At 45.0% G+C, this 20,196-nt stretch carries 20 protein-coding genes; 4 read left to right on the top strand and 16 right to left on the bottom strand.

Translation table 11 applies throughout. The features are described from left to right. Nucleotides 1–7: 7 nt before the first annotated feature. Both ACUYLD_RS07080 and ACUYLD_RS07075 read right to left on the bottom strand, forming a co-directional pair. Nucleotides 8–1,204, bottom strand: coding sequence for an endonuclease Q family protein (locus ACUYLD_RS07080; RefSeq protein ID WP_446674684.1), 1,197 nt, complete (start codon nt 1,202–1,204; stop codon nt 8–10). A 4-nt stretch (nt 1,205–1,208) separates the two neighbouring features. After that, entirely contained in the window at nt 1,209–1,820 is a 612-nt protein-coding gene (locus tag ACUYLD_RS07075) for an NUDIX domain-containing protein (RefSeq protein WP_061829249.1), read from the bottom strand. Nucleotides 1,821–1,945: 125 nt separating this feature from the next. On the opposite strand from ACUYLD_RS07075, the gene mciZ reads away from it, so the two are divergent. After that, entirely contained in the window at nt 1,946–2,089 is a 144-nt protein-coding gene (gene mciZ, locus ACUYLD_RS07070; RefSeq protein ID WP_446674683.1) for a Z-ring formation inhibitor MciZ, read from the top strand. A gap of 71 nt (nt 2,090–2,160) precedes the next feature. Here the strand turns inward: mciZ and ACUYLD_RS07065 are convergent, their stop codons facing one another. Continuing rightward, the gene (locus ACUYLD_RS07065) at nt 2,161–3,294 is read right to left on the bottom strand and encodes a tripeptidase T (protein WP_446674682.1); all 1,134 of its coding nucleotides are present in this window, start codon (nt 3,292–3,294) and stop codon (nt 2,161–2,163) included. 85 nt (nt 3,295–3,379) lie between these two features. On the opposite strand from ACUYLD_RS07065, the gene prli42 reads away from it, so the two are divergent. After that, complete coding sequence (gene prli42 / locus ACUYLD_RS07060) at nt 3,380–3,484, top strand: stressosome-associated protein Prli42 (RefSeq protein WP_023989226.1); 105 nt, start codon at nt 3,380–3,382, stop codon at nt 3,482–3,484. Nucleotides 3,485–3,604: 120 nt separating this feature from the next. Here prli42 and lipB read toward each other — a convergent pair whose 3' ends face one another. The 6 genes from lipB to ACUYLD_RS07030 form a co-directional block, all read right to left on the bottom strand. Next, entirely contained in the window at nt 3,605–4,303 is a 699-nt protein-coding gene (gene lipB, locus ACUYLD_RS07055; protein ID WP_039270978.1) for a lipoyl(octanoyl) transferase LipB, read from the bottom strand. A gap of 45 nt (nt 4,304–4,348) precedes the next feature. Then, the gene (locus tag ACUYLD_RS07050; RefSeq protein ID WP_446674681.1) at nt 4,349–5,740 is read right to left on the bottom strand and encodes a dihydrolipoamide acetyltransferase family protein; all 1,392 of its coding nucleotides are present in this window, start codon (nt 5,738–5,740) and stop codon (nt 4,349–4,351) included. An 88-nt stretch (nt 5,741–5,828) separates the two neighbouring features. Then, a complete protein-coding gene (locus tag ACUYLD_RS07045; protein WP_039270974.1) occupies nt 5,829–6,815 on the bottom strand; it encodes an alpha-ketoacid dehydrogenase subunit beta in 987 nt (328 codons plus the stop codon). Nucleotides 6,816–6,817: 2 nt separating this feature from the next. After that, the gene (locus ACUYLD_RS07040; RefSeq protein ID WP_039270972.1) at nt 6,818–7,846 is read right to left on the bottom strand and encodes a thiamine pyrophosphate-dependent dehydrogenase E1 component subunit alpha; all 1,029 of its coding nucleotides are present in this window, start codon (nt 7,844–7,846) and stop codon (nt 6,818–6,820) included. 140 nt (nt 7,847–7,986) lie between these two features. Next, nucleotides 7,987–9,408 (bottom strand): dihydrolipoyl dehydrogenase, encoded by a 1,422-nt coding sequence (gene lpdA, locus ACUYLD_RS07035; protein WP_134904810.1) that lies wholly within the window; start codon nt 9,406–9,408, stop codon nt 7,987–7,989. Nucleotides 9,409–9,534: 126 nt separating this feature from the next. Then, a complete protein-coding gene (locus ACUYLD_RS07030) occupies nt 9,535–9,768 on the bottom strand; it encodes a hypothetical protein (RefSeq protein ID WP_013310799.1) in 234 nt (77 codons plus the stop codon). A 208-nt stretch (nt 9,769–9,976) separates the two neighbouring features. Between ACUYLD_RS07030 and ACUYLD_RS07025 the strand changes: the two genes are divergently transcribed. Together ACUYLD_RS07025 and ACUYLD_RS07020 are read left to right on the top strand one after the other, a co-directional pair. Then, nucleotides 9,977–10,573, top strand: a complete 597-nt coding sequence (locus ACUYLD_RS07025; RefSeq protein ID WP_254347456.1) for a thymidine kinase — start codon at nt 9,977–9,979, stop codon at nt 10,571–10,573. A 170-nt stretch (nt 10,574–10,743) separates the two neighbouring features. Beyond that, nucleotides 10,744–11,520 carry a sporulation protein gene (locus ACUYLD_RS07020; RefSeq protein ID WP_250268730.1) on the top strand — a complete coding sequence of 259 codons (777 nt, stop codon included), beginning with the start codon at nt 10,744–10,746 and terminating at the stop codon, nt 11,518–11,520. A 108-nt stretch (nt 11,521–11,628) separates the two neighbouring features. On the opposite strand, the gene ACUYLD_RS07015 is transcribed toward ACUYLD_RS07020, so the two are convergent. From ACUYLD_RS07015 to recN, 7 genes are all read right to left on the bottom strand, one after another. Beyond that, complete coding sequence (locus tag ACUYLD_RS07015) at nt 11,629–12,033, bottom strand: hypothetical protein (protein ID WP_446674680.1); 405 nt, start codon at nt 12,031–12,033, stop codon at nt 11,629–11,631. A gap of 354 nt (nt 12,034–12,387) precedes the next feature. Beyond that, nucleotides 12,388–12,942, bottom strand: coding sequence for a hypothetical protein (locus ACUYLD_RS07010; RefSeq protein WP_446674679.1), 555 nt, complete (start codon nt 12,940–12,942; stop codon nt 12,388–12,390). A gap of 117 nt (nt 12,943–13,059) precedes the next feature. After that, on the bottom strand, nt 13,060–14,760 hold the full coding sequence (locus tag ACUYLD_RS07005; protein ID WP_446674678.1) for a methyl-accepting chemotaxis protein: 1,701 nt from the start codon (nt 14,758–14,760) through the stop codon (nt 13,060–13,062). Nucleotides 14,761–15,056: 296 nt separating this feature from the next. Continuing rightward, nucleotides 15,057–15,806: a class I SAM-dependent methyltransferase gene (locus ACUYLD_RS07000; protein ID WP_446674677.1), complete on the bottom strand. Its 750-nt coding sequence runs from the start codon at nt 15,804–15,806 to the stop codon at nt 15,057–15,059. Nucleotides 15,807–16,154: 348 nt separating this feature from the next. Then, on the bottom strand, nt 16,155–16,958 hold the full coding sequence (gene spo0A / locus ACUYLD_RS06995) for a sporulation transcription factor Spo0A (protein WP_023989239.1): 804 nt from the start codon (nt 16,956–16,958) through the stop codon (nt 16,155–16,157). 216 nt (nt 16,959–17,174) lie between these two features. Next, nucleotides 17,175–18,335 (bottom strand): SpoIVB peptidase, encoded by a 1,161-nt coding sequence (spoIVB, locus tag ACUYLD_RS06990; protein ID WP_446674676.1) that lies wholly within the window; start codon nt 18,333–18,335, stop codon nt 17,175–17,177. A 123-nt stretch (nt 18,336–18,458) separates the two neighbouring features. Continuing rightward, nucleotides 18,459–20,177, bottom strand: coding sequence for a DNA repair protein RecN (recN, locus tag ACUYLD_RS06985; protein WP_028540598.1), 1,719 nt, complete (start codon nt 20,175–20,177; stop codon nt 18,459–18,461). Between the last annotated feature and the right edge of the window lie 19 nt (nt 20,178–20,196).

The following is a 20,196-nucleotide window of genomic DNA, read 5'->3' as shown; positions in this document are numbered from 1 at the left end:
GACTTTACTAGGACTTAGCTATTTTGCCGTATGTTCCACCACCACCGGATACAAGCGACAGTCGCCCCTCGCGTGAAAGCACAATTTGCTCTGCCAGCACTTTTCCGACGACTGCTACTAACTCCTCCTGTGTAACCTCATGTAAAATATTCATTTCTGTTCCAAATGCAGCCAGTAGCTGGTTCAGCTTGGCTTTGCCCAGACCTGGAATAAACTCCAGTGGAATCTGGTAAATGTACGGCGGACGATGGGACGGAATCATGGGTTGCTCACGGTCGGCAATGCTCCATATTCGATCCAACACACCTCGCACAAGCTTGGTATGACCACAGTCAGGACAACGTTCATCCGCCATCTGTTGCTCGTCAATAATCGTACCGCAGCTTTGACAGTAAGAACGATGGTATTTGCCCAGTTTCGGATTTAATCCGTAATTGGCACGCACCCGTCGTCCTTCCCGCCGCTCCAAAGCCATTCTAAATTCATCAAAACACGGCTTTGCCAGTGATAATTTATTGTATTCTCGTCCGATTTTCCCAAGTGAATGGGCATCTGAATTTGTGAGAAAGCTGAAGCGATCCAGTTCCGAAATCAAACCGGCCATAGATGAATCTGCGCTCAGCCCCAGCTCCACCCCACTAATGAGCTCCATATCCAGCAGTTCTTCCATACGAGCCGCTGAACTGCCGTATATGCCCTTATGAGGAGTAAAGACGTGCGCAGGCACCATAATGCCTCCACGTCCGTAAATTTGCTGCTGCAACTCGCGTGGCGGTGCATAGATTCGTTGTGAGCTGAGATTAACATTTTTCATATGCCGAGCCAGCCATTGGGTAAAATCCTCCATCGCCGCCAGATCTGGAAAATAGGCCAGTACGTGCGCCTCAGGACGACCTTCAGCACGTATTTCCAGCTCCGTGCCAAGGAGAATGACCGTATCCCGGTATGCGATACCTCCGCCGCTGATTTCCTTCATTTCACCCGTATGTAAATAGGTACGAATATCCTCCTGTACATTAGGTGCATGGCAGTCAATGATACCGATCAGCCCAATTCCTTTGCGACCGGAGGCTTCCTTAGCTATGTTGGCAAAGGTCAGATCGCGACTGCCACTAATTTTGACCGGATTTCCCTTCTCTGTTCTGCCAATATGAATATGCAAGTCTGCAAAGTAGTCGTTAAGTTCTACTATATTTTCATCCATACGCTCAGAAGCTCCCTGTAAGTTGGCGGAGTTGCCATGCATAGACGGCCAGAATCGTTTTAGCATCACTAATCCGTCCTTCACGAATGAGCGTCTGTGCTTCTTCCAGCGTCACCTCAAACAGCTCCAGAAATTCATCCTCATCCGGTTCCATCTCACCTAACTCCAGTTCTTCGGCCACATACAGATGAATGATTTCATCCGCAAAGCCAGGAGAGGTATAAAAGGAGTGCAGCAGCTTCAACGACTTAGCAGTATAACCTGTCTCTTCTCTCAGCTCACGCCCCGCTGCTTCCATCGGGTCTTCACCCCGCTCTAGCTTACCTGCAGGAATTTCTACCTCACAGCGCCCCATCGCCTGTCTGTACTGGTCCACGACCAGCATTTTCCCTTCATGTAGAGCCAAAACAGCCACCGCACCTGGATGCTTTACGATCTCTCGCTTGCCAGTGGAGCCGTCGGGAAGCTCTACCGTGTCTACCTGTAATGTAATGACCTTTCCCTCAAAGATAGGCTGTGTGGACACGGTCTTTTCCTCCAGCGCAGGATTGGAATAAGGCTTGCGATGTGCATCGTTTGTTGGATTGTTCAATTGTCCGTTCGTTTGCTCGTTCATCGGTAAGTTTCCTCCTTCATATCTATCTTTCTTTATTAATTATCACCAAAGTTAGTCTAACTTGTCCACTTTGTACATATGCTGGTGGTAGAATAACAAACTTCCTGTCCTGAGGAGATACAGAAATGAAAAGCTACCGTACTGAAAGCACCCTCCATATCGTTGGTAAAGCCTGGCAAATTCAAGCACTCTTGCGTCAATGGCAAAAGGAACATGGACCTAAAGCCACCATCGCTTCGCTAGCTGTTCCAAAAAAGGTTCAGGTCTAAAGACGAAGGAACGCTGTTCCTGTCTTTAACCTGAACCTTTTTTCAGTATGTTGCAAGTGTATAATACAAATTTATTTTGTGGTTTCTTGAATCAGAGCTACGACAACTTCAGCAACCTTCACCAGGTCATCGGCCTTAATCTTTTCCTCTGTTGTATGGATGTTCTGGTAGCCCACAGCCAAATTCACCGTTGGAATTCCAAGCCCGTTGAATACATTAGCATCTGAGCCACCACCGGAATGGAAGGTTGGCGTTTCCAGTCCCAGTCTTTGAATCGCACGCTGAGCAACCTGTACAACTTCATCATGCTCCGTAAAGCTGAATGCCGGATAGATGACTTCACTGCGGAACTCTCCCTGTGCACCAAATTCACGTGTGGTGGTTTCCAGTGCTTCACGCATATGCTGGATTTGATGATTAACCTTTTCTTGCACAATACTACGTGCCTCTGCACGGATCAATACAAAATCGCAGACCACATTTGTCGCACCGCCGCCCTCGAAACTGCCAATGTTAGCGGTCGTTTCCTTATCAATCCGTCCTAGTTTCATTTTAGAAATTGCTTTAGAAGCGACCTGAATGGCACTAATGCCATCTTCGGGATTTACCCCCGCATGAGCGGACTTCCCAGTTATCTTCATTTCAATACGTGCCTGCGTTGGGGCAGCTATACAAATAGAGCCGACCTCACCATTTGAATCCAAAGCATATCCGAAATCAGAATCTAGCACTTCCGGCTTCATCGCCCGTGCACCCATTAATCCAGATTCCTCGCCAGCCGTAATCACGAACTGGATTTGACCATGTTGAATATTCTGCTCGCGCACGACACGAATCGCCTCGAACAAAGCAGCAATTCCCGCCTTGTCGTCAGACCCCAGAATCGTTGAACCGTCACTACGAATCCAGCCATCCTCACCCAACTGCGGCTTAATGCCTTTACCCGGAGTAACGGTATCCATGTGGCAGGTAAAAAACAATTTGGGTGCTTGCTCCACACCTTCCGCTTTCCAGGTGACGATCAGATTGCCTGAACCATGTCCGGTTCTTTCACGAGAATCGTCTTCCATTACTTCCAGCCCGAGTGCATTAAACTTTTCTTTTAGAACACGTGATATTTCCTGCTCATTTTTCGTTTCGCTATCCACCTGTACGAGTTCCATAAATTCCTGTACGATTCGGTCTTTTACTACTTTTACTGTCATTAAACTTTCCTCTCTTTCCCGATTACGCTACAATACGGATAGATGTTCTTATCTATGACTTAAACCTATCCTAAAGGAGTTACACATGTCGAACAAAAAATGGGTTCGTTTTTTCGTCTACATTATGCTCGCAGCTATGATTGGTTCTACGCTGTTCATGGTAATTGAGCCGTTTATTATGCCACTATAATAAATTACCGCTCAAGGTATCCGGCTGCTCTAAGGCACTATTGAAGCCTTGAAGTGGACGAGCTGTTACGTAAAGCAAACAGGCGGGCTTCCGTGTAGATACACAATAGCCCGCCTTACTTTATTGGAAAGAATGCGTTTGCCATTGCGCAACAAATGAAAATTGCTGTTCAAAGTACGGTACAATTTCCTTCGCAATCTGCTCCACCGATATAGGCTTCTGTATGCAGTCCTCCAATGATGTCACACCGTATTCCTGAATTCCGCACGGGACAATACCCTCAAAGCCCTCATGCTGTATCCCTGATTTGATGTTAAAGGCAAAGCCATGGCTGGTTACGAAGCCCCGACGGTGCTTACACTTGTTGAATTTGACACCAATGGCCGCAATTTTAAGATTCCCGATCCATACCCCCGTATATTCAGGCTTACGGCTTCCCTCAACTCCATAAGATGCCAACAACCGGATGATCACTTCTTCCAGACTTCGAAGGTATCCGTGCAGATTCAACGCCTCCCGGTTGCCGAGCATAAGTAGAGGATATCCGACAAGCTGCCCCGGCCCATGATATGTAATATCTCCCCCACGGTCAATCTGAAAGACGCTGATTCCCTGCTCCTTCAGTTGCTCTGGTGTGAGGAGCAGATGTTCAGGATGCCGCTGAGAACCAATCGTATAGGTCGGCGGATGCTGGAGAAGCATAAGCGTTTCTCTTGCCTCTCCTGCATCCAGCTTTCCCACGATCTCCTTCTGGACATCCCATGCATGGGCATATTCCATCCTATTCGTATAGGTTACATCAAGCGGTCGTCTGTTCACGGCCTGTCACTTCCTCTCCGTACATTTCCCCCACTGTTCGGATGATTAGTACAGCTTCGTATCTAAGGTGTAGCCTTCTAGATTTTCTTTAACCCGTTGCAAGAATCGTCCGCAAATCACCCCGTCCAAAATGCGATGATCCAGCGACAAGCACAAATTAGCCATCGAGCGGACCGCAATCATATCATCAATAACCACGGGTCTTTTGACAATGGATTCAAAGGTAAGAATTGCAGCCTGCGGATAATTAATCACCGGATAAGATAAAATTGAACCAAAGGAGCCTGTGTTGTTTACAGTGAACGTTCCGCCTTGCATGTCGTCCAGTTTGAGCGTGCCTTCCCGGGTTTTACGTGCCAAATCGTCAATTTCACGAGCTAATCCAGCAATATTTTTCTGATCCGCTTTTTTAATAACAGGGGTAAGAACGGAGTCCTCCGTACCTACGGCTAGCGAAATATTGATGTCTCTTTTGACGATAATTTTGTCCACTGCCCAGACCGAATTCATAATCGGATATTCCTTGATTGCATTCACGACTGCTTTCATGAGGAAAGCCAGATACGTAATGTTAATGCCTTCTTTTTGCTTAAATTCGTTTTTGATCTTGTTGCGGAGCATCACCAGGTTGGTCACATCCACCTCAATCGTCGTCCAAGCATGTGGAATTTCGGAAACGCTTTGTCGCATATTGCGAGCAATTGCACTGCGAATGGGTGTAACATCAATAAAATACTCGGATCTGTTATTGTTGCCACCCTCAACTTCGATCACAGGGGCTTTTGGAGCCTCCGTCAAATGAATCCCACTGTTACGAACCGGAATAGCAGGGTCCATATTTTGAATCGGTGTACCTTGCTGAGTGGCAGACTGCTGTCTTCCTGCAAAAGGAGAGCCTTGTCCTGATGTCGCCGCAGTCGGCTGTCCAGATACTCCAGTGGGAGCAGAACCGCCCTGCTGCACATAATTCAGCACGTCTTTGCGGGTAATTCTTCCCCCCATGCCCGTGCCTGGTACTTGGCTTAAGTCCACATTATGCTCAGCAGCCAGGGTTTGCACCGCTGGGGAAAAACGTCCTCTCATGGACTGATCCGATCCAGCACTCTGCTGAGATTGTGTTTGTACGGTACTTTGAGATGCTGGTGCAACAGGTGTCGCCCCTGATGCCGCCGCAGGTGCAGCCGACTTCGTCTGGATACGGCAAATCAACTCTCCTACCGCTACTGTCTGACCTTCCTCTGCCAACAGATCACCCATAATGCCGTCCAACGTGGATGGGATTTCTGCATTCACTTTATCTGTAATAACCTCGCAAATCGGCTCGAATTGCTCTACCGTTTCACCAGGTTGTTTGAGCCATTTGGCAATTGTCGCCGATACGAGCGATTCTGCCAATTGTGGCATGGTCACGTCGTTCCATTGTGTTTGGTCTGACATTTTTTCAACTCCTTAACATCATAGGAGGGCGCGTTTTACCGCTACCCCCGCTATACTTTTGGAATGCTTTCGTCCAATCTTCCCTATATTAATACATTGCAAGACGGCGCATGGCTTCCTTAACTTTATCCTTGTTTAACATATAAAACTTCTCCATCGGTGGACTGATCGGCATGGCTGGTACATCAGGAGCACATAGACGCTCAATCGGCGCATCCAGCTCGAATAGACATTCCTCATTAATAATAGCCGATACCTCGGCACCGATGCCGCCCGTTTTGTTGTCCTCATGCACGATTAATACCTTACCTGTATGTCGTGCAGCCTCAACAATGGCTTCGCGGTCTAGCGGTTGGAGTGTGCGCAAATCCACAACATGTGCGGTAATGCCCTCTTCCTTCTCCAATTCCTCAGCAGCCTGCATGACAAAATGCAAAGGCTGGCTATAACCGATGACCGTAATATCGTCACCCTCACGTAATAGATTAGCCTTGCCAATTGGAACGATATAATCATCCTCAGGCACTTCACCCTTGATCAGCTTGTAGGATTTTTTATTTTCAAAAAACAGCACCGGATCAGGGTCACGAATGGCTGCTTTCAGCAATCCTTTTGCGTCATAAGGGGTAAATGGAGCAACAATTTTCAAACCCGGCGTACCAAAAAAGATCGATTCTGGACACTGAGAGTGATACAAACCGCCAAAGATCCCACCACCGATTGGCGCGCGGATTACCACAGGACAGTTCCAATCGTTGTTAGAGCGGTAGCGGATTTTAGCAGCTTCACTAATAATCTGATTGGTCGCCGGAAGCATGAAGTCCGAATATTGCATTTCGGCAATCGGCTTCATTCCGTACATGGCCGCACCAATCGCAACCCCGGCAATAGCCGACTCAGCCAATGGCGTATCCATGACACGTTGCTCACCGAATTGGTCCATAAGCCCCTTTGTCGTTGTAAAGACGCCGCCCTTCACCCCGACATCCTCACCTAATACAAAAACCGTTTCATCCTGCTCCATCTCTTCTTTCATAGCAAGACGAATCGCATCAATATATTCCATAATCGCCATCGTTACCGGCCCTCCCCATCGCTATCTGCATACACATGCAGCAGCGTATCTTCGGGCTTTGGAAAAGGCGCTTGATCTGCATATTCAATCGCTTCCTTGACTTCGAGCAGCAGCTCAGCCGACAGATCCGCATCCTTGGCCTCATCCCAAATGCCGCATTCGATCAAGTAGCTTTTCATACGGGCTACGCCATCCTTGGCCCAGTTCTCATCCACTTCCTCCTTGGTCCGGTAAGCCAGATCATTATCCGAGGTGGAGTGAGGAGACAGTCGGTACATCATGGCTTCGATCAGCGTAGGACCTTCGCCGCGGACAGCACGTTCGCGTGCTTCCTTCACCGCAGCATATACGGCCAATGCATCATTACCATCGACTCGAATCCCTGGAAATCCATATCCCAAAGCACGGTCGCTTACCTTGCCTGCCAACTGTTTATGAATCGGAACCGATATCGCATATTGATTGTTCTCGCACATAATAATGACTGGCAGCTTTTGTACACCAGCAAAATTACAGCCTTCGTGAAAATCTCCCTGATTGCTGGAGCCTTCTCCAAACGTAACAAACGATACAAAATCCTTTTTCTGCATTTTGGCAGCCAAAGCTACACCTACTGCATGCGGAACCTGTGTTGTTACTGGGCTGGAGCCTGTCACAATACGCAGCCGTTTACTACCAAAATGTCCTGGCATCTGGCGACCACCGCTATTGGGATCATCTGCCTTAGCAAATGCCGACAGCATCAGTTCGCGCGGCGTCATTCCTACCGCAAGCACGAATCCATAATCCCGATAATAGGGAAGAAAATAGTCCTTTTCCCGGTCAAGGCCGAAAGCTGCACCTACTTGTGCCGCCTCTTGTCCAATGCCGGAAACGTGGAAATTAATTTTCCCTGCCCGTTGTAGGAGCATGTTGCGCTCGTCAAATCTTCTTGCAAGCAACATATATCTGTACATATCAATAACTTGTCCGTGAGTAAGTCCCAGCTGTTCATGTCTGAAGCCAGCGTCTACAGCGCCTTTAGAACTCATTGAGGCACCTCCTTAAGTGTCAAACATCCTACTTCCAGTACCTAGTACCATCTTGTCTTAAAACCTGGTACTAAACTTTGACTAACTCCATTATAATCCTTTTCTCCCCAAAAAGAAAAGCACCGATTTATTTGAAACGTTTATATGCCAATCGCCTGTCCATCAACGGCCAACATCGCTTCTCCCAAAATCTCCGACAATGTCGGATGCGGGTGAATAAGCTGTCCGACTTCCCACGGCGTAGCATCCAGCAGTTGCGCAAGAGCCGCCTCGCTGATCAGGTCCGTCACATGCGTACCGATCATATGTACACCGAGAATATCATTGGTCTTCTCGTCGGCCACTACTTTGACGAAGCCGTCCCGACTGCCGTATACTAGCGATTTTCCGATAGCTTGAAAAGGGAACTTCCCTGTCTTCACCTGATGTCCACGCTCGCGGGCTTCTTGCTCCGTTAAGCCGACGCTTGCGGCTTCAGGACGTGTATAAATACACCGCGGAATCAGATGGTTAGGTACACTGTGAAAATCTTCGCCCGCCAGATGATGAACCGCCTGCAAACCTTCATGGCTCGCTGCATGCGCCAGTTGTAAGCCGCCGATGCAATCCCCAATGGCGTAAATATGTGGTTCATTCGTCTGCAAATGTTCATTAACTGAGATAAAGCCACGCTCTACGCGGATATCCGTATTTTCCAGCCCGATATTTTCCACATTTGCCTGACGCCCTACAGAAATGAGCAGTTTGGAAGCGCTGAGGGTTTCGGTTTCTTCCCCTTTTTGCACGTCAATCTGCACACCTTCCTCATCTTTGCCGTATGTTTTAGCCAGCACTTGTGAACCCGTCAGCACCTTGACACCACGTTTGGTTAACAAGCGCTGCATTTCACGCGAAACGTCTTCGTCTTCAGTGGGAATAAGTCGATTCGCAGCTTCAACCACCGTAACCTCCACGCCAAAATCATTTAGCATGGAAGCCCACTCCACGCCAATAACACCACCGCCCACGATAATCAGGGATGCTGGCAGCTCTTCCATCGTTAACGCTTCGTCACTGCTCAGAATAAATTCGCCATCTGGCTCTAGTCCGGACAGCACACGCGGGCGTGATCCTGTTGCAATAATGAGATGTGCAGGAACAATCGTTTCCATCTCACCATCTTCTAGTTCCACGGCAACTGCCCCGCTTTTTGGAGAAAATATAGACGGACCAATCACGCGTCCCTTACCGCTCAGTACCGTAATTTTATTTTTACGCATCAAAAATTGAACGCCCTGATGCAGCTGTTCCACAACGGCTTCCTTACGTTCCTGAACCTTGGGAAATACAAGCTGTGCTCCCGATGTCTCGATACCGTATTGTGCACTTTCTTTAATCGTGGCATATACTTCCGCACTGCGTAGCAAGGCCTTACTCGGAATGCAACCACGGTGCAGACAGGTTCCGCCAAGCTTGTCCTTTTCGATGATAACCACTTCTTTGCCTAGCTGGGCGGCACGAATGGCTGCTACATACCCCCCGGTTCCTCCACCCAAAATAGCGACATCACAATGTATAGTCATGTTTCTCCTCCAATAACAATTGATTATATATAGCTTATTGTACTCTCTTTATTTCACTGTACAAAATATAGCGTTTAGGCATAGGCTACAAAAAAGCTAACCCTTTAATCCAGATTTCTTTCCATATCATTCATACAGCGCATCTCGTAATTTGGTAGACATCCTTGGACTTTGTGCTGATTTGGCTCGCAGCGCCTTGCGAAATGATTCATTTTGCTTGCGCAGAAAGTTCAGCTCTGTCTCCAGCTCCGTGATGAGTTCTAGAGCTTGCGGGCTGATCAGCCCTTGCTCCAGTAATGCTCCTTTTTTGGCACTATAATCCGTATTTTTTTCGTCCATGCCTTTCACTCTTCCCTTCATTCCACTACGCTTCACCATATCATGCCCGCGGCGGCAGAGCAATGACGACCACATTTACGTTTTAGGAATGGACATACAAAAACATGTCGAAAATCAATATATTTTCTCTAGTCTGTATACGGCTGGTTATGGTAATCTATAATGGCGTTTTCTTTCGGAGAAGAAGATTTACAGTGTTATGTACATGTTACAGAGAGGGGAATTCGCTTTGCCTACAGGACGAATTACGATTATTACAGGCCCCATGTTCAGTGAAAAATCCGGCGAATTGATTCGCCGCTGTCAAAAACTAATCCAATACGGGCATCGTAAAGTGATAGCTTACAAACCCGCTGAAGATAACCGCTATGCCGAGGACGAAATAGTAAGCCGGATCGGATATCGGCTGCCCGCTATCTCTATCCCAAGAAAACTTACAGATGAGCTCGTTCAGCGTATTTTGCAAGAAACAAAAGATGCCGACGTGGTTGCCTTTGACGAAGTCCAGTTTTTCAGTCGTCATATTATGTCGCTCGTACAAGAGCTAGCTTATTGCGGCAAGCATGTAATTGCCGATGGGCTGAATCTGGATTATCGAGGCAAGGAGTTCGGCTATGTCGGTGGTCTGCTCGCCATGGCGGATGACATCGAGAAGCTGACTTCCTTTTGCGCTGTATGCGGTAGCTCGGAAGCAGTATTTACGCAACGTATGGTAAATGGTAAACCTTCCACTGTGGGACCTATTGTGATGATCGGCGACTCTGAGGCTTATGAGCCTCGTTGTCGAAATTGCTTTATACCTCCTCATAAAGTGAACTGCGATTAGTGGACAGGTAGATCGACAAGCTGCAATATGCTACGTGAGTACCAGTGACTTTTTTCTTGAATTTTTTTGGAACGAATCGAACCATTGCCCCGTATATCCGGTTAAGCTGTACAAGTTTTTAGTTTTCGTTTGTATATCATGACCATGAGATTATCTGGGGGGACGGAATAATGAGTTTTTTTAACAAAATCTTAGCAAGCGCAGGAATCGGTTCAGCTAAAGTCGATACGCTGGTGGATCAAGCTGTATATGTGCCTGGGGAAGAACTTAGTGGCATCATGCGCATCAAAGGCGGCAAAATTGATCAGGAAATCGGCAAAATTGACATTGAGCTCAAGACTGAATATATCGTGGAGCACGATGATAAAAAAACTATCAGCACCTGCTGCATTGCACGGATTAAGGTATCTGACGGCTTTCATCTAGAACAAGGACAGGAGCTTGAAATTCCTTTTTCCTTCAGATTGCCGTTGGAAACTCCTGTTACTCACGCCAAACAGCCCGTCTGGCTGGAAACAGCATTAGATATTGGCATGGCTTTGGACCCGACCGATCGTGATTCACTCAAAATCGAGCCACATCCCTATATGAATACAGTGTTTGAGGCGGTTCACCTGTTGGGATTCCGATTCCGCTCCTCCACCTGCGAACGTCATCCTAAGCTGGGACGCGGCGTTCCGTACGTACAGGAATTTGAATTTACGCCCGGATCAGAATATGCACGTGATATCGAGGAGCTAGAGCTGATTATGCAGTTAGAACCCGAGGGTGTGCATGTGCTTGTAGAAGTAGACCGCAGGGGCAGAGGGTTATCTGGTTGGCTTGAGACTGCATTTGATATGGATGAGCGCCATGCCTGGTTGAGCTTAAGCCGGGAAGAGCTCTCCTATGGACCAGATCACATAGCGGATGCACTCGAGGAACTAATTGACAGGCAAATTAGATAACAATGTAAAATACAAACAAAAAACTCCTAACCAATTTACTACATCGGTTGGGAGTTTTTATTAATTAAAAGAATTCTTTTAATGATGGTCCTCAATCGTCTGTATAGACTAAAGTGGCAACATATCCTGTCTTTCCGCCTTATGCTTACACTCTTTGCATACCCCATACAGCGATCCATTGTCATCCGCATAGAAGGTTAATTTGTCTTCTTTTTTACAAAAGGAGCATTTTTGCTTGCCTGTGCCCTGGATAGAGTCAGACAGTCCAAACCCAGTTTGGGCCTGAATACCTGCTGCTTTTGCATTCGTGCGTGGACCGGAAGACACTTTAGACTTAGATTCATTACCGGTACGGGATTGTCGAGCGGACTTACGAGGACGAAATTCAACGACATTACTGCCCCGCTGTTCATTCAATTGTTTGTTGCTGCTGGAACTACGCCTTACTTTAACAATCCAACCCAATGCCACCAACAACACGCCGAAGAACACCCAAGTCAGACTATTCCACATGCTCTCATTCCCGCCTTTGCTTTAGAATCAATTGGGTTAATACCACTAGCCCGTTCAATGCGATGACTTAGCCTATAGCTTTATTCATTGAAATATACCCGTGTATACAGCCTCTGTGCTGTTCATCCGATTGTCTCCATATAAAAATCGTACCCTCCCGTGCAACATCCGACTCGCCTCTAACTGAGCATATTAGGTAAATCATCTTTCCCTGAGGAGTACATTGACCCGTTTTACAAATTGTACATCATCCTTCTGAAAAACGATAATATCCCCTCTATGAAGATCGTTCTCCTTATCATAATGCTTATCTACTGCCCAATGGTGAGAATAAAAATGGCCCAGATGGCTACATTACTCCCCTTGATAATAAAAATCAATGAATCTTTTCGTCAACGGATTAAACTTATCAAAGCGTTTGCGATGCGGTAAAAAGCCTGACTTATGTACTTGTTCTGCTAGTGTTTCTACATGTTCAAATCGCTTGAAAAAGGGCAACGCGAAAGCGTAGATATCTTCAACGATCTCTTGGATCACCCGTTCTCTTTCAGCTTCTGTGGACACAAGGTAATCCCTGTTTTCCGTATATTTCTTGGTGAGAGCAATCAACTCACTGTGAAAACAAGCGCCAGTACTATACTTCTTTTTTATTCTTTTGGATTCTACGATAATATAAACTTTTAATGCACCATATTTAGTCGCACCAAAACTAATTTCAAATATAAATTCCTTGGTTTCTTTTTTCAAAACTTTTCTGCTTTTCAGATATTTAAAATCACTCAAAAATGGTGTAGCTATAATTTTGTCTATCGCTAACTGACGTAGTTCACTTGCTTTAAGTTCAGTCTTATTATCCATCATGTCACTCCAACCCAAAGAATTTCCCACTATTATATCATATCGTTCCAATTACAGGCTCCTCATATCTCCACCCTTTAATCACAATATATTAATAAAAAAAAACAGAAAAAAGCCGCTCACAATAGAGCAGCTAGTTCCTCTTAAACATAAAAAGCAGTATACGAATTATACTTTGAATTTACCAATTTGCCCTTGCAGGTCTTCCGCCATTTGGGACAGATTTCTTGCAGAAGAAGCAATTTCCTCCATAGATGCCAGCTGTTCCTGAGTTGCGGCAGATACGTGTTGTGTCCCTGCTGCGGCTTCTTCAGCAATCGCTGAAATTTGTCTGACAAAACCAACAATCTCATCAGTACTTGCAGACATTTGTTCTGATCCGGCAGAAACCTCTTCAATTTCACTGGCCACTTTATTTACGGTTTCCTGAATGAGTTCAAAGGATGCGCCTGCATTTTGTACAACTTCACGACCTGTCATGACATCCTTCCCGTTGGACGCTACCGCTTCAATAGCATGGGTAGTATCCTTTTGAATCAATCCCACAAGCTCCGTAATTTGTTGAGCAGAATGAGCCGATTGTTCAGCCAACTTGCGAACTTCGCCTGCAACTACAGCAAATCCGCGACCATGTTCTCCTGCACGGGCCGCTTCAATCGCAGCGTTCAAGGCAAGAAGGTTGGTCTGACTAGAAATATTGGTGATAACATCAATGATCTTGCCAATTTCGTCTGAGCGCTCTCCCAATCCAGCCATGAGATCTGCCAATCCATTCATCGAATCATTCACGGCATTCATCTGCGTAACTGCCTGTTGAATCATCTGGTTACCTTCAGCCGATTTATGGGCCGCATCTTGCGCAGATGCGAATACATTTTGCGCGCGGATGGCGATTTGCTCAACACCGATAGACATTTCCTCAATAGCTTGGGACGATTTCGTCACCATATCTACCTGGTCTCCTGTTCCAGTAGCTACTTCTTGCACCGTTTCGGTTATTTGTGCAGAAGCTTGGCTATTTTGCTCTGCGCTGGCCGTCAATTCTTCTGAGGAAGTGGTTACCAGCTCAGTCGTCTTACTCACAGATTGAATCAGTTCACGAAGGTTCTCAACCATGACATTAAAGGAATGTGCCAACGTACTGATCTCATCCTTGCCCTTCACAATGATAGCTTCACTTGTAAGATCACCCGATGCGATACTTTCAGCAGCACGACTGATTCGCAAGATAGGTTTAGAAATAATTTGGGCTATGATGATTGCCATGATCAATGCTAATATAACGGCTGCTATACTCAAAACGATGACCAGTTGTCTACCTGAAATAAAGTTGTCAACAGCTTCTTTCGTAGTCTGTTTAGATCCATCTGCATTCAATTTAATGAGCTGACTGATCATATCGTTTGAACTATACCATAACTTATAGGACTCTTGATGAAGGATGCTTGATTGAGTGTAATCATTAGCTTTCCCCGCTTCAATCATTTCTGGCAACTTAGCCAAATACTCCGTATAATTTTTGGAGAATTCTTCATACATTTCACGTTCTTTAGGGGTAGCAATTAATTTTTCGTATATTTTTCGATCGTCCTCAACCTTTTTTAAAATCTTATCATATTCGGCCTGAACCTTCTCCATTTCTTCTGGGTCACGTTCTACAATAATGTTTAATGAGATCCGCTCTACATCAGATATATCACCATTTAGTGTTCCCAGGATGGTCACACTTGGCATCCAATGGCTATCAATTGCCATCGAAGTGTCGCCTAAATTTTTCATTTTTGAGATAGATGTTGTACTAATGACAATCAATAATATTATTACCGCAAGAAAACCCAATATCAATTTTGTTCGAATGTTAAATTTCATATATTCGCTCCTCAGTTCTCTTTATATTAGATACTATATCGACAAGAAACGACACATTGTTTATATCAAATTTAAAGAGAATTTCAGAACTGTTTACAAAAGGGAAATTTTTCTTCGTGATGGTTAGTGCAACTGATTCAGGTTTATTTTATAAACAGTGTGAAGGGTATTATGTCTCATAATTCCCAATGATTCTGCCATTTAGCGAGGACGATGCTGAAAATCTTTATTCGCTCATTCCATCAAACTTAAAAAAAGGATACCCAATACCCAAAAAACGGGTATCCCTTTATGTTTTACTTCCTAGCAATCACCATAAATCGTTCTGAATTTGTCCTTATTCCTAATTCGGTTTGATTGTCCAAAATAAATTGTTGGAGTATTTGAAAATCAATTTCTTCTTCTCCGAAGTTGGGAATAATTGATGTGTGTTTCAAGAGAAATATTAAGTCTGCAGGAGTCTGATAATATTCGGTTGCATTGAATTCAAATGACTGTATGTCCTTAAAGCCCGCGTCACTTAATTCGGTAATATATTGAGCTTTTAACGAGTCTTTCTTAGCACCCCATGCCTGTCCTCTTCCAAACGCTTCTTTAATATTTAATTTGTCGTTTTCACTTACTTGCTGTGTCAGGAACATACCACCCTTTACTAACACCTTTGCTATTTCTTTTGCATAAAAACACGAATGTCTAGAAGAGATTACATTAAAGAAATTCTCAGGAAAATTTATATTTTCAGCATCCATCTGGAGAAAACGAACATTTGCTATGTCTGATTCAGCAGAATTCTTGGTTGCTGTTTCAATCATTCCAGTGGAATGGTCAATCCCAACTAGAAGTAATGCAGAATCTGCTATTGATAAAATCGCTTCCCCGCCGCCAGTACCGATGTCAAGCAATATATCCGACTTCTTGCATGTCTTCGCTACTTCATTGTAGAAGTCCCATTTTACTCCTTCGGAGATACATTTCACATGGCTGAAATTCCATCCGTTGATTTTTCCAATCTTATTATAAAACTCTTTATACTCTATTGAATTCATTTTCTTTCCACCTTCCAATTAAGGATAAATACTACGGGATAGCAGACCGATATCATTCAGTATTTTAACAACTTTCTACCTTAATAGAACGACCACTGATAGCATGAAAATGATGATAATTGAAGAAAACTTTAAATTGTCCAATTGAAATTCAAAATCGTTTATAAAAAATACCGCCTATTTACTGGTTCTTGGAAGAACCAATAAATAGGCGGTATTAGTTGTCTACTATTCAGAAGTTTATCGGATCGGGTCGGCTGTTTTGGAAATTAATAGCCATCCCTGCAATTATCATTGATAAACGTAAAACCACAAAAATCCCTTGCTTCATCAATCATTCTGACCCTTTCAGGACACCTTGTTCTCAATTCTCAGCTTATCTGCTACCATCGCTATGAACTCTGAATTGGTTGGTTTGGACTTACTGATATTAATGGTGTACCCGAACAGGTGTGAAATGCTGTCGATATTTCCACGGGTCCATGCTACCTCGATAGCATGACGAATGGCGCGTTCTACGCGAGATGCCGTCGTTTTGAACTTTTCGGCGATTGCCGGATATAATGTTTTGGTGATGGCTCCCAAAATTTCGATATTATTGTACACCATCGTAATGGCTTCGCGTAAATATTGATAGCCCTTGATGTGAGCTGGTACACCAATTTCATGTATGATGGCCGTGATACTGGCATCCAGGTTTTTCGTCTTACCCATAGGTACAACGTTGGACCGCATGGATGAAATGGTCACCGGACTGCTGCTAACTAACTGCGGCCCCACTAATTGGCGAACACGGTTAGCCAGCACTTCCATGTCAAACGGCTTCAAAATATAATAAGATGCCCCGAGCTGTACGGCCCTCTGTGTAATATTTTCTTGACCGAATGCAGTCAGCATAATGATTTTCGGCTGTGGAGTCAGGTTCATTTCTCTTAAACGCTCCAATACACCGAGACCATCCAGATGAGGCATAATAATATCTAAAATAAGTACATCAGGTATGTTGCGGGATTCTGCGATGCGTTGGAGCACTTCTTCGCCGTTATAGGCGATTCCTGTAACTTCCATATCCTCCTGATCGGAAATATATTCAGCAAGCAAATTCGTAAATTCCCGGTTGTCATCAGCCAACAATACCTCAATTTTTTGCAATGTACTTCCTCCTCATTGAGTGATATTCCATTGTGATATCTGTTTACAGTATATAAATATTTCTTGTCGGAGTATATGATTTCGACATCGAATTATGAATTCCTTCTGTCGAAAATTATTTTTATTTATTTTTTTTATACTTTCTATTATAATTAATTCTTTATCTTGCAAATATGAGTTATTCCCCTGCTTTTCGACAAAAAAATCTTAAGGCCACTAGCTCGCCTTAAGATTAGAAAATGATTTCAAGCTTACGTTATTCTGCATGATTCCTGCATCGCGCAGCATCCATTCGATAAAACAACCGTAACCTGATTTAGGATCATTCACAAATACATGTGTCACAGCCCCGATAAGCTTACCATTTTGAATAATCGGACTACCGCTCATTCCTTGCACGATTCCCCCGGTCTTATCCAACAGCTTTGGATCTACAATGCGAATCACAAGTCCTTTGGTTGCTGGTTTGTCCTGCTGAGAAATGTGTACAATTTCCGCCTGAAACCGCTGAATTTGTTGACCTTCCAGTACAGTCAAAATTTCTGCCGGTCCTTCCTTTACTTCATTCGCAAGAGCCACCGGAATAGGAGTTGAATACAATCCATATTGCGGCTCATCTGACATTTTCCCAAAAATTCCGAAATTCGTATTTCGTTCAATATTTCCTAATACCCGATGATCTTTGAGAAAATGAGCGCGTTTTTCTCCTGGTTCCCCACTTTGGCTTTTCGCAATTGACGTCACATTGGACTGCACAATCTCTCCGCTCCCCACGACAATAGGGGTTTGGGTATTCATATCGGTAATTACGTGGCCCAATGCCCCGTATACACCTTGGTCCGGTGCGTAAAACGTTAATGTACCTACACCTGCAGCCGAGTCTCTAATGTACAACCCAAGCCGCCACGCTTTATCATCTTGATCATATGCTGGTGTTAACTTCGTGGAAATCGTCTGCTCTCCTCGACAAAGTGTAATGTCGAGCGGCTTTTTATTCTTACCTGCTTCGTCTACTGCCTCAGCAACCCTTGCCAGGCTATTGAGTGGTTTGCCGTTCATGTGTGTAATCCGATCCCCTAAGCGAATCCCCGCTGTTTCACCAGGTGACACCTTACGATCATTACTTTCTTGAATGATATGGTGACCGACGACAAGCACTCCTGAAGATTTTACTTTGACCCCAATCGTCTGCCCCCCCGGGTATACTTTTAAATCGGGAACTACACTTTCTTGGGTTGTCCTCATGCTTTTAGAGCCGAACAAGTCCAAAGAAGCTTGTGGAGGCAGCGCAGCTTGCACATGCTGAGCGTTACCGATAGAACACATAAGAAAAACAAGCAAAAGACCGAGCAATTTGATCCTGGAGTAAAAATTCAATGGCTGTCACGCTCCCTTTGCTTCTTTCGCTTGACGAGTAAAGGTGGTCGCCAATTGCGTACCTATAAGGTAACCTTGCCCCCAGGCTTTTATAACTGTTAAACATTACGCCAGCCGCTCTTTTCAGGCTTTCTTTCCTTCCGCCAAATTCAGCATTTCCTGTGCGTGATGCAAAGTTTTTTCGGTAATTTCCACACCGCCCAGCATCCGTGCCAATTCCTTGACACGCCCGTCCTCCGTAAGTCCCTCAATTTGAGTCATGGTCCGTCCATCATGGACATTTTTCTCAATAAGGTACTGATGATCTGCCATACATGCCACCTGTGGCAAATGAGTAATGGAAAAGACCTGACAAACGGAAGATAAACGATATAGCTTCTCGGCAATGGATTGAGCTGCACGACCACTCACCCCAGTATCCACCTCGTCAAAAATGAGTACTGGAATTTGATCATGACGCGCAAAAATACTTTTCATCGCCAACATGATACGTGATAGCTCACCGCCTGAAGCGATCTTACCAAGTGGACGTAGTGGCTCACCTGGATTGGGGGAAATAAGAAATTCCGCATTATCAATGCCCTGCTTGGTAGGTCTTACCTTCAGACCTTTATACTCATATCCGCGTGGATCTTCAATCGGATCGATGCGCACCTTGAGTGACGTTCTTTCCATCTGCAGGTCTTTTAACTCCTGCTCCACTTGCTCTGCAAGCTCTTCAGCACAAATTTCGCGTGCTTCTGTAAGCTCTTCCGAAATCTCAAGCAAATCGGAAAGCAACTCATCCCGTTTTGCAATGAGCTGCTCCAACCGCTCATCTTTATTTTCCAGCAGATCGGTTTCCTGCTCGATACGGCTATAGTATTCCAAAATCTGCTCTATACTATCACCATATTTTCGCTGTAATCCGGTAATTTGATTCAAACGTTGCTCCACTTCATGCAGCTTACCTGGATTAAATTCAATATCCTCACGATAAGAACGTAATTGGAATGCTGCGTCCTCCAACTGGTAAAAAGCAGACTGAATCTGCTCCGCAATGGGCTGAAGGCTTTTGCTGTCATAGCTTTGGACATCGTTTAATCTGGACAACACGTTATTGATCGTATCCAGTCCACCTCTGCCGCTTAGCAGTTCGTATGCTCCTGATATCCCATCCATCATTTTCTCACTATGGGATAGCTTGACCCGTTCCTCTGCCAATAATTCATCTTCTCCCAATTTCAACTCCGCCGCAGCGATCTCTTCTAATTGAAATCGGTACATATCCAAAAGCTGATAAGCCTTTTGACTGGAGCTTTGCAGTTCTCTTACTTCTTTTTCCGCTTTGACAAAAGCATTGTAACGCTCCCGATAAAGCGTTTTGACCGGACCGATGACCGAATCACCGAACGTATCCAGCAGCGCCAGATGGCGATCTGCACGTAGCAGGCTTTGATGCTCATGTTGCCCGTGGATATTGACGAGTTGCTCACCCACCTCACGCAGCATCGTTAAATTAACCATCTGGCCGTTAATTCGAGAAGAACTTTTCCCTTGAACCGTAAGTTCGCGACGAATCAGCAAATGCTCCTCTGCATTAGCCTTAATCCCTTGTTCCTCAAGTGTATTCCAAACTGGATGTTTTACCGGCAGTTCAAATAAGGCTTCCATCTCTGCTTTATCACAACCGTAACGCACTAAATCAGCAGAGCCCCTACCGCCTGCAATCAGCCCAAGCGCATCGATAATAATGGATTTACCAGCACCTGTTTCCCCGCTCAACACATGAAACCCTTTATAAAAATGAACATCGACGGCCTCTACAACCGCCAAATTCCGTATAGACAAAGTGACCAGCATCGTTCTTTCACCTCTATGA

The organism is Paenibacillus sp. SER-28 (assembly GCF_052906305.1).
This window is presented reverse-complemented; position numbering and strand designations above follow the sequence as displayed.

Excerpts from the sequence above, each read along its gene's own strand:
- ACUYLD_RS07020 (WP_250268730.1), top strand. The coding sequence starts at position 10,744 with ATGAGTTTTTTTAACAAAATCTTAGCAAGCGCAGGAATCGGTTCAGCT.
- ACUYLD_RS07015 (WP_446674680.1), bottom strand. The coding sequence starts at position 12,033 with ATGTGGAATAGTCTGACTTGGGTGTTCTTCGGCGTGTTGTTGGTGGCA.
- ACUYLD_RS07030 (WP_013310799.1), bottom strand. The coding sequence starts at position 9,768 with ATGAAGGGAAGAGTGAAAGGCATGGACGAAAAAAATACGGATTATAGT.
- ACUYLD_RS07075 (WP_061829249.1), bottom strand. The coding sequence starts at position 1,820 with ATGAACGAGCAAACGAACGGACAATTGAACAATCCAACAAACGATGCA.
- lpdA (WP_134904810.1), bottom strand. The coding sequence starts at position 9,408 with ATGACTATACATTGTGATGTCGCTATTTTGGGTGGAGGAACCGGGGGG.
- ACUYLD_RS07065 (WP_446674682.1), bottom strand. The coding sequence starts at position 3,294 with ATGACAGTAAAAGTAGTAAAAGACCGAATCGTACAGGAATTTATGGAA.
- mciZ (WP_446674683.1), top strand. The coding sequence starts at position 1,946 with ATGAAAAGCTACCGTACTGAAAGCACCCTCCATATCGTTGGTAAAGCC.
- ACUYLD_RS07050 (WP_446674681.1), bottom strand. The coding sequence starts at position 5,740 with ATGTCAGACCAAACACAATGGAACGACGTGACCATGCCACAATTGGCA.
- ACUYLD_RS07000 (WP_446674677.1), bottom strand. The coding sequence starts at position 15,806 with ATGAATTCAATAGAGTATAAAGAGTTTTATAATAAGATTGGAAAAATC.
- recN (WP_028540598.1), bottom strand. The coding sequence starts at position 20,177 with ATGCTGGTCACTTTGTCTATACGGAATTTGGCGGTTGTAGAGGCCGTC.
- ACUYLD_RS07040 (WP_039270972.1), bottom strand. The coding sequence starts at position 7,846 with ATGAGTTCTAAAGGCGCTGTAGACGCTGGCTTCAGACATGAACAGCTG.
- ACUYLD_RS07045 (WP_039270974.1), bottom strand. The coding sequence starts at position 6,815 with ATGGCGATTATGGAATATATTGATGCGATTCGTCTTGCTATGAAAGAA.
- ACUYLD_RS07080 (WP_446674684.1), bottom strand. The coding sequence starts at position 1,204 with ATGGATGAAAATATAGTAGAACTTAACGACTACTTTGCAGACTTGCAT.
- prli42 (WP_023989226.1), top strand. The coding sequence starts at position 3,380 with ATGTCGAACAAAAAATGGGTTCGTTTTTTCGTCTACATTATGCTCGCA.
- ACUYLD_RS07005 (WP_446674678.1), bottom strand. The coding sequence starts at position 14,760 with ATGAAATTTAACATTCGAACAAAATTGATATTGGGTTTTCTTGCGGTA.